Annotated in this window: 12 protein-coding genes; 6 read left to right on the plus strand and 6 right to left on the minus strand. The window is 54.7% G+C overall.

All coding sequences use genetic code 11. From position 1 onward, the window contains the following. Positions 1-14: 14 nt before the first annotated feature. Positions 15-1,808 (minus strand): ABCB family ABC transporter ATP-binding protein/permease, encoded by a 1,794-nt coding sequence (locus D777_RS13820; protein WP_036133265.1) that lies wholly within the window; start codon positions 1,806-1,808, stop codon positions 15-17. Between the two features lie 152 nt (positions 1,809-1,960). On the opposite strand from D777_RS13820, the gene gabT reads away from it, so the two are divergent. Both gabT and D777_RS13830 read left to right on the plus strand, forming a co-directional pair. After that, complete coding sequence (gabT, locus tag D777_RS13825) at positions 1,961-3,238, plus strand: 4-aminobutyrate--2-oxoglutarate transaminase (RefSeq protein ID WP_036133267.1); 1,278 nt, start codon at positions 1,961-1,963, stop codon at positions 3,236-3,238. Between the two features lie 100 nt (positions 3,239-3,338). Beyond that, entirely contained in the window at positions 3,339-4,103 is a 765-nt protein-coding gene (locus D777_RS13830; RefSeq protein WP_036133269.1) for a VC0807 family protein, read from the plus strand. Between the two features lie 112 nt (positions 4,104-4,215). Here D777_RS13830 and gyrB read toward each other — a convergent pair whose 3' ends face one another. From gyrB to dnaA, 5 genes are all read right to left on the minus strand, one after another. Continuing rightward, positions 4,216-6,630, minus strand: coding sequence for a DNA topoisomerase (ATP-hydrolyzing) subunit B (gyrB, locus tag D777_RS13835; protein WP_036133272.1), 2,415 nt, complete (start codon positions 6,628-6,630; stop codon positions 4,216-4,218). A gap of 77 nt (positions 6,631-6,707) precedes the next feature. Continuing rightward, positions 6,708-7,835 carry a DNA replication/repair protein RecF gene (recF, locus tag D777_RS13840; RefSeq protein WP_036133274.1) on the minus strand — a complete coding sequence of 376 codons (1,128 nt, stop codon included), beginning with the start codon at positions 7,833-7,835 and terminating at the stop codon, positions 6,708-6,710. A 130-nt stretch (positions 7,836-7,965) separates the two neighbouring features. Continuing rightward, positions 7,966-9,237 carry an ABC1 kinase family protein gene (locus D777_RS13845; RefSeq protein WP_036133276.1) on the minus strand — a complete coding sequence of 424 codons (1,272 nt, stop codon included), beginning with the start codon at positions 9,235-9,237 and terminating at the stop codon, positions 7,966-7,968. A 10-nt stretch (positions 9,238-9,247) separates the two neighbouring features. Next, positions 9,248-10,351, minus strand: coding sequence for a DNA polymerase III subunit beta (dnaN, locus tag D777_RS13850; protein WP_036133278.1), 1,104 nt, complete (start codon positions 10,349-10,351; stop codon positions 9,248-9,250). Positions 10,352-10,406: 55 nt separating this feature from the next. Next, the gene (gene dnaA / locus D777_RS13855; protein WP_036133280.1) at positions 10,407-11,864 is read right to left on the minus strand and encodes a chromosomal replication initiator protein DnaA; all 1,458 of its coding nucleotides are present in this window, start codon (positions 11,862-11,864) and stop codon (positions 10,407-10,409) included. 645 nt (positions 11,865-12,509) lie between these two features. Between dnaA and rpmH the strand changes: the two genes are divergently transcribed. From rpmH to yidC, 4 genes are read left to right on the plus strand one after another with little or no spacing between them, the layout of a single operon-like run. Further along, the gene (gene rpmH / locus D777_RS17865) at positions 12,510-12,644 is read left to right on the plus strand and encodes a 50S ribosomal protein L34 (RefSeq protein WP_081849567.1); all 135 of its coding nucleotides are present in this window, start codon (positions 12,510-12,512) and stop codon (positions 12,642-12,644) included. Between the two features lie 14 nt (positions 12,645-12,658). After that, positions 12,659-13,054 carry a ribonuclease P protein component gene (gene rnpA, locus D777_RS13860; RefSeq protein WP_036133282.1) on the plus strand — a complete coding sequence of 132 codons (396 nt, stop codon included), beginning with the start codon at positions 12,659-12,661 and terminating at the stop codon, positions 13,052-13,054. An 11-nt stretch (positions 13,055-13,065) separates the two neighbouring features. Beyond that, entirely contained in the window at positions 13,066-13,359 is a 294-nt protein-coding gene (gene yidD / locus D777_RS17870) for a membrane protein insertion efficiency factor YidD (protein WP_227501780.1), read from the plus strand. Positions 13,360-13,362: 3 nt separating this feature from the next. After that, the gene (gene yidC, locus D777_RS13865) at positions 13,363-15,078 is read left to right on the plus strand and encodes a membrane protein insertase YidC (RefSeq protein ID WP_036133284.1); all 1,716 of its coding nucleotides are present in this window, start codon (positions 13,363-13,365) and stop codon (positions 15,076-15,078) included. Positions 15,079-15,115 lie beyond the last annotated feature (37 nt).

The following is a 15,115-nucleotide window of genomic DNA, read 5'->3' on the forward strand; positions in this document are numbered from 1 at the left end:
CCGAGCGGCACCCGCTAATCTTCATCGTTCTGATGCTGCTGGTACCACAAACGGGCATAGCGTCCGTTACGGGCCAGCAGGTCGGCGTGGTGGCCGGTTTCCACAATGCAGCCTGCTTCCATCACCAGAATGGTATCGGCATCCCTTATGGTCGACAGCCGGTGGGCAATGACCAGAGTTGTCCTCTGGCGGCTCACCTCCCGTAATGCACCCAGAATGGCCTGCTCCGACAGGGAGTCCAGAGACGAAGTGGCCTCATCGAGGATCAACAGGGGAGGGTTCTTGAGGATCACCCGGGCAATGGCGACCCGTTGCTTCTCGCCACCGGACAATTTCAACCCCCGTTCACCCACCCGGGTCTCATACCCCTCCGGCAGGCTGTGGATAAAGTTCTCCAGGTTAGCCATCCGGGCCGCCTGATACACCTCCTCTTCGCTCGCATCTGGCCGGCCATAGGCCAGGTTTCGGTACAGCGTGTCGTTGAACAGCACCGTATCCTGTGGCACTACGCCGATAGCCGCGCGCAGGCTGTCCTGGGTGATATCCCGGAGATCCTGACCATCAATAAGGATACGGCCGTTATCCACATCGAAAAACCGGAAAAGTAACCGGGCCAATGTGGACTTGCCGGCACCGCTGGCACCAACAACCGCAAGGGTGGTCCCGGCAGGAATACCAAAGCTCACGTCCTTCAGGATCGGCCGGTTGCTTCGGTACGAAAAATCCACGTGCTCAAAGCGGACGTCACCTTTTTCCACAGAAAGGTTCCTCGCATCCGGTTTATCCACAATGACCGGGTTATCCCCAAGCAGCTTGAATAATCGCTCCACGTTGACCAGGGCCTGACGGATTTCCCGATACACAAACCCCAGCGCATTAAGGGGAATGAACAGCTGAATCAGGTAGGCGTTGATCATGGTGAAATCCCCCAGCGTGATTTCCCCGGCAGCCACCTCTCGTACAGCCATCGACATGATGACGACCAGGGCAATGCCGATGATCAGTGCCTGCCCCGCGTTCAGGGTTGCCAGGGACAAGCGGTTTTTCAGCCTGGCCTTTTCCCAGTCTTCCAGATCCCGGTCGTACAGCGTCGCTTCATAACGCTCGTTGTTAAAATACTTTACCGTCTCATAGTTCAGTAGACTGTCCACAGCGCGGGAGTTCGACTGGTTGTCCCGGGCGTTGGCTTCCCGCACGAAACGCGTCCGCCACTCAGTGACTTTGACCGAGAACACCACATAAACCACCACCGACACCAGAATCGCCAGAACGTAACTGCCGTTAAACGCTACCAGGAGAATCCCGGCCACCAGCAGTATTTCGAGCAGGGTCGGTACGATGTTGAACAGCGTGAAACGGAGCAGGAAACTGATGCCGGTCGTTCCGCGCTCTATGTCCCGGGCAAGGCCACCGGTTTTTCGATCGAGGTGAAACGACAGCTCCCGCTGATGCAGGTGGCGAAAGACCCGCAGAGAGATCCGTCGCATTGCCCGCTCAGCGACCCGTGCAAAGACCGCATCCCGCAATTCACTGAACAGGGTACTGCCAAATCTCAGTCCACCGTAGGCGACAACCAGCAAAACCGGTATCCACAGCAACACATCCTCGCCCCGGGTCTGGTCCAGGTAGTCCACGATGTATTTCAGCGCCACCGGCGTCGCTACGGTTGCCAGTTTGGCCAGTACCAGCAGAACCAGTGCCAGTACCACCCGGCCACGAAACTCTGACAGGTAGGGCCACAGCCCGGCAATGACTTTCCAGTCCGGTTTGTGGTCAGCGGGGTAGTCGTTATCGGCGTAGGCGCGCACTCGGGCTCCTCGGTCAGCAAGGAAATTCTGGGTTTCAGGTGAGGGAAAAGTGTACCCCATTCCCGTTGTATCTTGTGGTCGGTTTGTTTCGGCGCCTCGTAACCCCTAAGCTTGTTAGTAAATCCCGATAGTGAAGTGAGGAGGAAGGCAACGTGAGCAACCAGGAATTGCAGGCACTGAAGGAACGCTATGTCGCTGCAGGGGCCGCCAGCCCCAATGACCAGTTCGCCGACCATGCCACCAACGCGGAATTGTGGGATGCCGACGGCAATCGCATGATCGATTTTGCCGGCGGTATCGGTGTACTCAATATTGGTCACCGGCATCCCAAGGTCGTGGAAGCGATCAAGACTCAGCTCGACAAACTGATGCATACCTGCCAGACCGTCATGCCCTATGAGGGCTACGTTCGGTTGGCTGAGAAGCTCAGCTCGGTGGCGCCGGTTCGCGGCCACGGTAAGGTCATGCTGGCAAACTCCGGTGCCGAAGCATTGGAAAACGCCATGAAAATTGCCCGCGCTGCGACCGGTAAAACCAACGTCATCTGTTTCGATGGCGGTTATCACGGCCGTACGTTCTACACCATGGCGATGAACGGCAAGGCCGCACCCTATCAGACCGACTTTGGGCCGATGCCTGGCAACGTCTATCGCGCCCCTTATCCGGTTCCCTATCACGGCGTCACCGAGGAGGAAGCTCTGCGTGGTCTGCACATGACCATGAAGGCGGACTCTCCCGCCCACAACACCGCGGCCATTGTCATCGAGCCGGTACTGGGGGAGGGTGGATTCTATGCCGCGCCGGCGAGTTTCCTGAAAGCGATTCGCAAGATCTGTGACGACAACGACATCCTGATGGTGGTCGACGAGGTTCAGAGCGGCTTCGGTCGCACCGGTAAGATGTTCGCCATCGAACACAGCGGCGTTGAACCGGACCTGATGACCATGGCGAAGAGTATGGCAGACGGCATGCCGATCTCTGCCATTGTCGGTACCGACAAGCACATGGACGCCTCCGGCCCCAACTCTCTGGGGGGCACCTACACGGGAAGCCCCACTGCCTGTGCTGCCGCACTCGCCGTGTTCGATGTCTTTAAGGAAGAGGACATTCTGGGTAAATCCCAGGCTCTGGGCGACAAACTGGCGCAGCGCTTCAATGCCTGGGAACAGCAGTTTGAGCATGTGGATAACGTTCGTAACCTGGGGCCAATGGCCGCGTTCGAACTCGTGGAAAGCAAATCCTCGCGGACACCGAAGCCGGAGCTGGCCGCGGCTGTCACCAAAAAGGCGAAGGAGAAGGGATTGATCCTGCTGAGCTGCGGCATGTACGGGAATACGCTGCGCTTCCTGATGCCCGTGACCATTGAAGACAAGGTGCTGGACGAAGGCCTGGCCATCGTCGAGGAATGCCTGAAGGAGGTGGGTGCCTGACCTTCGATTAGTCGCTCATTCATCGTATACTGCCGGAAGATCGTTTTCCGGCAGTCCTCCCTCTCCGGCCTGCCGTCATCCACTCTATTCAGGCTGATTTATGACATCTCCAGGTAACACCGCTACACCGGACCACAAACCCCGGCCGTGGGTAGATCTGCTGGTCAGTATTGTTATCCCGTCGGTCATTCTCATGAAGTTCAGCGGCGACGAATACCTGGGTAACGTCAATGCGCTGCTGATCGGACTGGCCTTCCCGCTGGGATGGGGTCTGTTCGAACTGATCCGCTATCACAAGAAGAACTTTATTGCGGTACTGGGCCTGATCAGCGTCGGCCTGACCGGCGGTATTGGCTTGATGGAGCTTGATCCCCAATGGCTGGCGATCAAGGAAGCCGCGGTCCCTGCGGTGATTGGCCTGGCGGTTCTGATATCCACCCGCACCCGCTATCCGCTGGTTCGAACCCTGCTATACAACCCCAGCGTTCTGGATGTGGATAAGATTCATCAATCCCTGGAAGAGAAGGGCTGTGTGGATGAGTTTGAGGACCGATTGCTGAAAGCGAGCTACTATTTTTCCGGAACCTTCCTGTTCTCCTCCATCATGAACTACGTGATCGCCCGATGGATTGTCGTCAGCCCTGCCGGCACTCAGGCCTTTAACGAGGAGCTGGGGCAGATGACACTGGTGAGTTATCCGATGATCGCCATTCCGTCGATGATCATGATGATGCTCATTTTCTATTATCTCTGGCGCACCATTCGCCGCCTGACCGGGTACACCCTGGAAGAGGTGATGGCGCCACACCTGCTGGAAAAGGAAGAGAAAAAGAAAGAATCTGAAAACCCGGTCGCTCGCAAGTAACGACGAAAACGCCCAAAAAACCGGGACGGACATAAGGCGAAGAAAAAGGGGCGGGATCTGTTGGATCCCGCCCCTTTTTTATCCCCAAGACCCGATTGGGCCGGTGTTCAAATCACACGTCCAGGTTGGTCACCTCAAGTGCGTTGGTCTGGATGAAGTCACGACGTGGCTCCACGTCGTCCCCCATCAGTGTGGTGAAGATCTGGTCTGCCGCAATAGCGTCCTCGATAGTGACCTTCATCATCCGACGGGTTTCCGGATCCATGGTGGTTTCCCACAGCTGCTCCGGGTTCATCTCACCCAGTCCCTTATAGCGCTGGATGTTCAGGCCGCGCTGGGCTTCCTTCATCAACCAGGCCAGCGCGCCTTCGAATGAAAGAACCGGTTGCTTGCGCTCACCACGCTGGATATAGGCGCCATCTTCGACCAGTCCGTCCAGGGTTTCGCCCATACGAGCGATTGCCGCGTAAGAAGAAGATTCGAAGAACTCATGGCCAAAGACATGATCATTCGGCATGCCGTGGACAAAGATAGTGACCTTTGGCAGGAACAGATCCCGCTCAGTGTCCTTGGTCACGGAGAAGGTGTACTTGGTACCCGTGCGGGTATCCAGTTCCAGCCCGTCGCCCAGACGAGCAACCCAGCGGGTCACCGCCTCTTCGTCTTTCAGGTCTTCAGACTTCAGGGTCACATTCTGGAGCATCTGCTCAAGAACTTTGGCCGGGTAGGCACGAGACAGACGGTCAATCATCGCCATCACGGCCTGGTAGTCCTTAACCATGGTTTCCAGGGCGGAATCCTTGATCGCCGGAGCTTCCGGATTGACGAACAACTGAGCGCCTTCCAGAGCGGTCTGGGTCAGGTAGGCTTCCTTGGCCTTCTCATCCTTCAGATACTGTTCCTGCTTGCCACGCTTCACCTTGTAAAGCGGCGGCATGGCAATGTAGACATGACCACGCTCAATGATTTCACGCATCTGACGGAACAGGAAGGTGAGCAGAAGGGTCCGGATGTGGGAGCCGTCGACGTCCGCATCGGTCATAATCACGATGGAGTGATAACGCAGCTTGTCGGGATCAAATTCCTCACGTCCGATACCGCAGCCAAGGGCGGTGATCAGGGTGCCAACTTCGGCAGAGGAGAGCATCTTGTCGAAGCGGGCTTTCTCTACGTTGAGGATCTTACCCTTGAGCGGAAGAATTGCCTGAGTCTTGCGGTCACGGCCCTGTTTGGCGCTACCACCCGCAGAATCACCCTCCACAATAAACAGTTCGGAAAGGGCAGGGTCCTTTTCCTGGCAGTCCGCCAGTTTGCCCGGCAGACCGGCGATATCCAACGCGCCCTTACGACGGGTCATATCCCTGGCTTTGCGGGCCGCTTCACGGGCACGTGCCGCTTCAATCATCTTGTTGACGATCTGCTTGGCCTCATTCGGCTGTTCCTGCAGGTAATCGGCGAACACCTGATACATTTCCTGCTCAACCGCCGTCTTCACCTCGGACGACACCAGCTTGTCTTTGGTCTGGGAAGAAAACTTGGGATCGGGCACCTTGACGCTGATGATCGCAGTCAGACCTTCCCGGGCATCGTCACCGGAGGTGCTTACCTTGGACTTCTTGCCAAGGCCTTCCTGCTCGATGTAATTGTTCAGTGAGCGAGTCAATGCAGCACGGAAACCCGCCAGGTGAGTACCACCATCCCGCTGGGGAATGTTGTTGGTGAAGCAGAAGATGTTTTCCTGGAATGCATCGTTCCACTGCATCGCCACCTCGACCGAGATACCGTCCTCACGGTCCTGGTTGAAGTGGAACACCCGGTTCAGCGGCGTCTTGTTGGTATTCAGATGCTCAACAAAGGCCTGCAGACCGCCCTCATATTCGAACACTTCTTCCTTTCCTGAGCGTTCATCGGTCAGGCGAATGCGTACACCACTATTCAGGAAGGCGAGCTCCCGCAGACGCTTAGCGAGAATGTCATAGTGAAACTGGATGTGGGTGAAGGTTTCCGGAGACGGGATGAAGTGTACCTTGGTCCCGGAATCCTCGGTGTCACCAACTTCCTTCAGGGGAGAGTTGGGTACCCCGTGCGTATAGCTTTGCTCGTAAACCTTACCTTCGCGGCGGATCGTGAGGGTCAGGGTGGAAGAGAGGGCGTTCACCACCGACACACCCACACCATGGAGACCGCCCGATACCTTGTAGGAGTTATCGTCGAACTTACCGCCAGCGTGAAGCACGGTCATGATGACCTCTGCGGCCGAAACCCCTTCTTCTTCGTGAATATCCACCGGGATACCACGACCATTATCCTTGACCGTAATGGATTCATCGGGATGGATGAGAACCCCGATCTCGGAGCAATAACCGGCCAGCGCCTCGTCGATGGAGTTATCCACCAACTCAAAGACCATGTGATGCAGACCCGTACCATCATCGGTGTCACCGATGTACATGCCCGGGCGTTTGCGCACCGCATCCAGTCCTTTCAAGACTTTGATACTGGAGGAATTGTAGTTCGATTCGCTCATTCGAGACTCCTGAAGGAATGTACCGAAAGCCTGTGGCTGCCTAAGAAGCAGCATCAACCAGGTCAAATCCGGCCGATTTATTCTTCCGTCAATTTGCCATGTTCCACGTGGAACATTCTATAGTCGGGCGCTTTCTCGTCAGGCCACAAGACGTCGGCTTGTGGACGTTCTATCGACGTTATGAACACCTGACACCCCAGAGATTTCAGCTTTCCCGCCAACATTGCGCGGTGCCCGACATCCAGTTCGGCGTTAATATCATCAAGCAAAAAGGTCACCTGCTTGCCCAACTCACTCAAGATCGAGCCCTGGGCAATCTTCATCAGGATGACCAGTGTTTTCTGCTGACCGCGGGAAAAGGTTTCGGCGGCAGGGCGTCCCTGAAACTTCAAGCGGATATCCGCTCGATTGGGGCCATACAGTGTATGACCCATCCGTCGTTCCTGTTCCCGATGACTGGCCAGAATGTCTACCAGTGACTGACCGGTATCCCAGCCAGGATAGAACTCCATTTTTAGCCCTTCGGTCCAGCTGACGTCCACTTCAGCCACCAGCGCTTGAAACAGCGTCTTGAAACGGTCAAACGTCCATTTTCGGGCTTCCGTGATCCGCTCGCTCAACGCGGCATACTGGGTGTCCCACACGCGGAGCAGAGATTCGTCTAGTCTACCATTTCTCAGGGTTTGATTCCGCTGCGATGTGACTCTCTGGCACTGTTGCCAGAGCGAAGCAAAAGAAGGTTCCACGTGGAACACTGCCCAATCCAGAAACTGACGTCGCTTGCCCGGGCCACCTGCCACCACATCAAAAACACCTGGATCAATGACCGAAACTGGCAAATGGACGGCCAACGAGGAGAGGCTTCTGACCCCCTCGCCGTCGACCCGCAAGGTCGTCTCTTTTTGGGAGACATCCCGTGCAATCCCCAACCGGTGAACAATCTGCCCAGCTGTGCCCGAGACTTCACCATCACACCCACGATCCAGGCCTCCGAATACCGTGAACCGTTGATCCCCATGATGGACCACGGCCTGGTGCCGACTCACCCGGAATGAACGCCCCAGACCCAGATAACCAATAGCTTCCAGCACACTGGTTTTGCCACTTCCGTTTTCACCGTACAGAAGGTTAAACGCTGGAGAAAAACTGACAGGCGCGGACGACAGGTTGCGAAAATGTTCGGTCTGCAGTTTTACAAGCGCCATAAAAGGAAAACCGGAAGGTTCGTCGGGATGTGATTGTGGATAACGTTGTGAACAACCAAATAAAAAAGGCAGCGACGCTTAGAAACGACGCTGCCTTAGTGTACAAAAGCCGGCCTTCGAAGGCGACGACTCAGTGCAACATGTTGAGCCGCTCATCCATGAACACATCCATCTCCGGCGCAAGGATGTGCACATAGCGGTCAAAGTACAGGAACTGCTTGAGCAGCAGGGCAAACTCCCGCGGGAAATGCAGCCCGTGGCTCTCTCCGATCTTCACCATATCCATCAGGATATGGTTCACATCGTCCTCTGCCTGATCCGCTTCGTAGGGAACCTGGTCGGGAACCATCTTGTCCATCTGTTGATAAAGTCGACGGAGGTCCCCGGCCAGTTCATCCACTGCCACACTCTGTCGGGTGACGCCGATGCGGATCATGGCATCCGCCATGCCCTCAAAGTTTCCAACCATCACCGCCGAGATAAAATCGCTGACCGCCTGCCAGGTATCCGGCTTGATCCGACCGACAATGCCGAAATCAATAAACCCGACGCGACCGTCTTTCAGCACCATGAGGTTACCGGCGTGCACATCCGCATGGAAAAACTCGCACTGGGTCAGGCTGGAAAACCACGTGTTCATCGCAGTGATCAAGGTGCGTTCCGGATCCCGGGCGTAGCCGCGAATACTATCCAGATCCGTTAACGGAACCCCATGGAAACGCTCCATGGTCAGAACCCGACGCGTACTGCACTGATCGTAAACCCGAGGTACCGTGGCCTCTTCATTATGGGTATCGTGCAGGAAGTTTCGGAACACCTTGAGATTGTTGGCTTCCTTGATGAAATCACATTCTTCCATCATGGTCCGCTGGATCTCTTCCACAATGCCGGACATAGATGTCCAGGACAGCTTGGGGGCCAGAGTTTCCAGAATGCGTGCGGAAAGATAGAGGAAGTTGAGATCCGTCAGCAGAATGTTTTCCACACCCGGCTTCTGGACTTTGATCACCACTTCTTCGCCAGTGACCAGACGGGCGGCATGCACCTGCGCAATGGACGCCGAGGCCAGGGCGACCGGATCAATTTCCGAATACACCTGATCCAGCGGGCGGCCCAGTTCATCCCGGATAATCTTCTTGATCACACCGAAAGGCAGGTTCGGCGTCTTGTCCAGGCAGTACTGGAATTCCTCAACGTATTCCTTGGGAAAGAACGTCGGAGAACTGGCAATGAACTGGCCCAGCTTTATATAGGTTGCTCCGAGAGATTCAAACGTCTGCCGGAGCAGGCGAGGGGTAGGGGGGCGATCCCCCCTGAGCCAATTGACACCGGTACGTCCAAGTACGGATAACGTCTGTCCAACACGAAATGCGCCCTTGATTCCGTTCGTCACAGTGCCCATCAGTTTCCTCCTATAGCCTCATCGGCATGACCACGTAGAGGCATCGGTTATCATTCTGCGCTTCAATCAGTGCACTGCTGTTCGGATTCGACAGCGTGATTTTAACCTGATCCTCATCCAGCGCGTTCATTACGTCCACCAGATAGCCTACATTGAAACCAATCTGAAGTGATTCGCCCTGATAGTCCACAGACAGCGCGTCTTCGGCCTGTTCCTGATCGGGGTTATTGGCAAAAACCTGCAATTCATTCGGTGACAGGTTCAGACGAACACCTCGAATGTTTTCGTGGGACAGGATACCCGCACGTTGAAGTGTGTTCTTCAGCGTTGCTCGATCCGCCATAACCACCTTATCCCCACCCCTGGGGATAACCCGGTTATAGTCCGGGAATTTGCCTTCAATCAGTTTGGAGGTAAAGGTATAAGCACCGACGGTGGCCCGCAGGTGGTTATCCCCAATCACCAGGGTGACCGGAGTATCCACGTCGTCCAGAAGCCGCGCCAATTCAAGAACCCCCTTGCGCGGCACGATCACCTGACGCAGATCCGGACAACCGGTCGCCAGCTCCAGGTGCGCCATGGCAAGACGATGGCCGTCTGTCGCCACGGTTCTGACGTGTTCTTTGTCCACTTCCATCAACAAACCGTTGAGGTAATAACGCACATCCTGCTGAGCCATGGCGAATGCCGTCGCGTCCAGCATGCGACCAAGTTCCTTCTGGGGAAGCTCCAGACGGAAGCTTTCCGCTTCATCCTCGACATTGGGGAAATGCTCTGCCGGCAGAGTCGACAGGGTAAAGTGACTGGCCCCGCAACGCAGATGCAGGCGGTCGCCTTCCAGGGACAGCTCAATGGGAGCTTCATCACCCAGTGCGCGACAGATATCCGCCAATTTTCGTGCCGGAACGGTGATCTGGCCCGGCTGATCTACGTGCACCGGTGTCACCCGACCTACCAGTTCCACTTCCATATTGGTACCGGTAAGCGTCAGGGTATTGTCTTCCGCCACCAGCAGCACATTGGACAGGACTGGCATGGTCTGTTTCTTTTCTACCACGCCGGCAATGCTTTGCAGCGGGGTAAGCAGGGATTCACGGCTGATCGTCAGTTTCATGGCACTCAGCTTACTTTTGATTGAAAGGGTGAATGTTTGTCGCCAACGCCCGGCATCAGGTGGTCAGCAATCTCATAAAGTTCTGATAATCCTCGCGGATTCCAGGATCAGTCTCCTGAAGCTCCACGATCTTCTTGCACGCGTGCAAAACGGTTGTGTGGTCCCGACCACCAAACGCGTCCCCGATTTCCGGGAGACTGTGATTGGTCAGTTCCTTTGATAACGCCATGGCCACCTGCCGCGGCCGGGTCACCGTGCGAGTCCGACGCTTCGACAACAGATCCGCCACTTTGATTTTGTAATACTCGGCGACGGTTCTCTGAATATTGTCGATACTGACCTGCTTCTCATGCAGTGCCAACAAATCTTTGAGGCTTTCGCGAATGAAGGGTGGAGTAATCTCAGACCCTGTGAAGTGAGCATTCGCTATCACCAAACGAAGCGCCCCTTCTAGCTCACGAACATTTGACCTGATTTTCTGGGCAATAAAGAAAGCGGCCTCACTACTCAACCGGACGTTGGCCTGCTCCGCCTTCTTCATCAGGATCGCTACCCGGGTTTCCAGTTCGGGCGGCTCTACCATCACCGTTAATCCCCAACCAAAGCGGGATTTCAGGCGTTCTTCCATATCCGCAATCTCTTTCGGGAAGCGATCACAGGTAACGATCACCTGCTGACCGCCTTCAAGAAGCGCGTTGAAGGTGTGGAAAAACTCCTCCTGGGATCGCTCCTTGCGAGCAAAGAACTGGATATCATCAATCAACAGTGCATCCACCGACCGGTAGTAACGCTTGAATTCATTGATGGCATTCAATTGCAGGGCCTTGACCATATCGGCAACGAAACGCTCGGAACGCAGATAGGCTACCTTGGCCCTAGGATTCCTGCGCACGATTTCATTGCCGATGGCATGCATCAGGTGAGTTTTACCAAGACCAACGCCGCCGTACAGGAAAAGGGGGTTGTAGGCACCGCCCGGATTCTCGGCGACCTGCATGGAAGCTGCACGGGCAAGCTGGTTCGACTTACCCTCAACGAAGGTTTCAAACGTAAAGCCTTCATTTAGAAAGCTCTGGTGCTTGATATCACCTTCAACCTGAACCGATCGGCGTTCGGGCTCCGACTTGGGCTTGATGGTTGCCGGTTCGGCCACCGTTGCTGCCACGCCTTTCTCTTCTTCAGTAACCTGGCTACCAGCCTCCTCCAGGACTCTGCCGTTATTGGCAGGCGCCTGTGGTTCTGATCTGGAGACGGTTTCCGTCTGTCGGGGTGCGGACCCCACCTTCATATTAACCCGGGGAGCCTGACCACCGTGCAGGTCCTTCAATACTTCCTCTATGCGCCTGAGGTACTTTTCATTCACCCAGTCCATCACAAACCGGTTGGGCGCAAACAGCATCAGCTGCCCTTCCTGCTGATCAGACTGAAGGGGCCTGAGCCAGGTATTGAACTGTTGTGCGGGAAACTCATCCCGGAGTACTTCTAGACACTGATGCCACATACTGTTCGGCACGACAGCCTGCTCCTGATTACCCAGATTACCTCAGTCCGAAGGAGGAAAACCTCCAGACTCTAGAGAAGACCTCGGATTCTAACCCGCCGAACCTCCCAGTAAAAGTGTCACAACAACTTCATAAACAGCCTGTGGAAATTTATATTTCCAAAATTCAGAACGTTACAGACTTACCTACAACCTTGTGTACAGAAATTTCCTGTGATTAAACTTACCCACAGCCCTGTGTGTACACCCTGCGTTTAACCCTGTGTGAAAGCTCAGGACGAACCAGTGGATAACCTGGCTCCATCGAACGATCGGCACTTTTGCACAATTCATCTTGCCTCCGTCCACAGACCTCACCCCGCCTTGTCAATATCCTTGTCAACTCAACAACCAACTGACACCGTTAATTTTTTTTCGTTTATCCACAGAAACCCTCGATGCTAATAACAGTAATAAATAATCCTTAAAAGAATTCTAAAAGAACCTGATTAATCTATTATTCGTTGGCCAACCCCCAGACAGAACAAACATCGTCATAACCCCTTACTCAGAGGCATTGAATTCCTCCCGGTATTTGCATAGAATGCCGCTCCTGTTTTGGCTGTACATTTTCCAGCCAGTACCCGAATTTCTAACCAGAATTGTGAGATCGTCACCATGAAAAGAACGTTTCAACCTAGCGTCCTGAAGCGTAAGCGCACCCACGGCTTCCGTGCCCGTATGGCTACAGCCAATGGCCGCAAGGTTATTGCTCGTCGTCGTGCCAAGGGTCGCGCACGTCTGTCTGCATAAGTTCTGTTCGCCTGATGAAGGCTTTGACTTTCCCGAAGTCTCACCGACTTCTCCGTCCGGGTGATTACGGCAAAGTCTTCGACGACGTACAGCTGAAAGTTCCTCATCGGAACTTCCTGGTCCTGGCGACACCGAACTCACTCGGTCACGCCAGGGTCGGTCTGATCTTTTCCAAGAAAAATCTGAAGCTTGCTGTTCAAAGAAACCGAATCAAGCGTCAAGTCAGGGAAAGTTTCAGGCAACAGGTCGATCTGCCAGGACTCGACGTGGTTGTTCTCGGGAGACAGGGACTGGCAAACCTCGAGAATGCTGCCGTGCAGGAATGCTTGAACGACCTCTGGCGACGGTTAAAGAAAAAGCACCGTCAACTCCAGCCATCTCGCTCAGATCCATCAGAGCCTGCCGGTTGAGGAACAGGGTAATGCGCAAATTACTGCTACTGCCCATTCGCTTCTACCAATACGCAATCAGTCCCCTGATGGCGAGTCATTGCCGCCATACGCCTACCTGTTCACAATACGCCGTCGAAGCGATTACTCACCATGGCGCAGTCAAAGGGACTTTTCTCTCGGTTCATCGCCTATTAAGGTGTCATCCTTGGGCCGAAGGCGGGTATGATCCGGTGCCAGGCACCACACATTCTCAATGTGATCACTCAATGACTTCCTGTTCACAGGCTGACCACTCTCCAACTACAACCCAGACCAGACAGTAACTTATGGATATTCAACGCATTGTATTATTTGCCGGCCTGGCTATTGTCAGTTATCTGATGGTGCTTGCCTGGAATGACGATTATCACCAGCCACCTGCTACCGAACAGGTTGCCGAGAACCCTGTCGTTCCCGGTATTAGCGAGAACTCCGGTGACACCATGGTGCTGCCGGAACAGCAGAATTCTGCTGGCAATGAAGAGTTTTCCACACCGGAAAGTGGTCAGCAGATAACTTCAACCGCCTCAGACTCGGATGAAAGTGGTGAGCTGGAAAACCGCTATGTATCAGTAAAAACAGATGTTTATGACCTGGCAATCGATCGTGTCAGCGGCAACCTCGTACACGCATCGCTCATCAATTACGACAAATCACTGAATAGCGAGCAGCCACTGACCCTGCTGAGCAAGACCGGTACCCGCACTTACGTACTCGAAAGTGGTCTGATTGGCCGTAATGGCCCTGACAGCAAATCCAACGGTTCAGCGCCGGTCTATGAAACCGCGGCCACCAGCTATGAACTCACCGAAGGTCAGGATCAACTGACCGTAGACCTGGTAACCACCACTGATTCCGGCGTGAAAATCACCAAGCGTTACCAATTTGGCCGCGACGATTATGAAATCGGCGTTCGTTACCTGATTGAAAACGGATCCGAAGAGACCTGGCAAGCCAACTTCACCGGTAAGATTGTCCGTGATGAAGCGCCAGATCCTACCGCTCAGACCAGTATGGGGATTCGCGCGTTCCTGGGCATGGTCGTGAGTTCTCCGGAAGATCCCTACGAGAAGTTTGATTTCAGCGACCTGAACGAAACCAACGTGAACCAGTCCGTGACTAACGGCTGGCTGGCATTCCTCCAGCACTACTTCCTGACCGCGTGGGTTCCGGAGCGGGATCAGCCTGCGCAGTTCCAGACCACCAATCGTGGCAACCTCCACGTTATGGGCTTTGTCTATCCGGCAACCGAGGTTGCACCGGGGGAAACCGTCGAGGTCGGCGCTCAGGCTTATGTTGGCCCGAAAATCATTGATCGTCTGGAAGCCGTCGCTCCCAATCTCGATCGCACTGTTGATTTTGGCTGGTTGTTCTTTATTTCCCTGCCGTTGTTCATTGTCCTGGAATGGTTCCACAGCCTCATTGGGAACTGGGGTGTTTCGATCATTCTGCTGACGGTCCTGGTGAAGGCAGTCTTTTTCCACCTGTCTGCAACCAGTTATCGTTCAATGGCAAAAATGCGTGCAGTCGCACCGCAACTGACGCGATTGAAGGAACTGTATGGCGATGATCGCCAGCGCATGTCTCAGGAAATGATGGCGCTGTACAAGCGGGAAAAGATCAATCCGCTGGGTGGTTGCCTGCCGATTCTGGTGCAAATGCCGGTGTTCATTTCCCTGTACTGGGTTCTGTTCGAGAGTGTTCAGCTGCGCCACGCACCGTTCATGCTGTGGATTCAGGATCTTTCCCAGATGGATCCGTACTTCATCCTGCCGATTCTGATGGGGGCTAGCATGTTCCTGCAGATGCATCTGAACCCGACACCGCCGGATCCGATGCAGGCCAAGATCATGAAGATGATGCCGCTGATTTTCACGGTCTTCTTCCTCTGGTTCCCGGCAGGTCTGGTCCTGTACTGGCTGGTCAACAACATTCTGTCCATCAGCCAGCAGTGGTACATTACCCGCAAGATTGAAGCGGAAACCGCAGGCAAGAAGTACTGAACGGTACATCTGACCTGAACCTGACAGAGGCTCCGTA

The organism is Marinobacter nitratireducens, assembly GCF_000708045.1.
In the GTDB taxonomy this organism is placed as follows: Bacteria; Pseudomonadota; Gammaproteobacteria; order Pseudomonadales; family Oleiphilaceae; genus Marinobacter; species Marinobacter nitratireducens.

Excerpts from the sequence above, each read along its gene's own strand:
- D777_RS13830 (WP_036133269.1), top strand. The coding sequence starts at position 3,339 with ATGACATCTCCAGGTAACACCGCTACACCGGACCACAAACCCCGGCCG.
- gyrB (WP_036133272.1), bottom strand. The coding sequence starts at position 6,630 with ATGAGCGAATCGAACTACAATTCCTCCAGTATCAAAGTCTTGAAAGGA.
- recF (WP_036133274.1), bottom strand. The coding sequence starts at position 7,835 with ATGGCGCTTGTAAAACTGCAGACCGAACATTTTCGCAACCTGTCGTCC.
- D777_RS13845 (WP_036133276.1), bottom strand. The coding sequence starts at position 9,237 with ATGGGCACTGTGACGAACGGAATCAAGGGCGCATTTCGTGTTGGACAG.
- dnaN (WP_036133278.1), bottom strand. The coding sequence starts at position 10,351 with ATGAAACTGACGATCAGCCGTGAATCCCTGCTTACCCCGCTGCAAAGC.
- rpmH (WP_081849567.1), top strand. The coding sequence starts at position 12,510 with ATGAAAAGAACGTTTCAACCTAGCGTCCTGAAGCGTAAGCGCACCCAC.
- rnpA (WP_036133282.1), top strand. The coding sequence starts at position 12,659 with ATGAAGGCTTTGACTTTCCCGAAGTCTCACCGACTTCTCCGTCCGGGT.
- yidD (WP_227501780.1), top strand. The coding sequence starts at position 13,066 with ATGCGCAAATTACTGCTACTGCCCATTCGCTTCTACCAATACGCAATC.
- yidC (WP_036133284.1), top strand. The coding sequence starts at position 13,363 with ATGGATATTCAACGCATTGTATTATTTGCCGGCCTGGCTATTGTCAGT.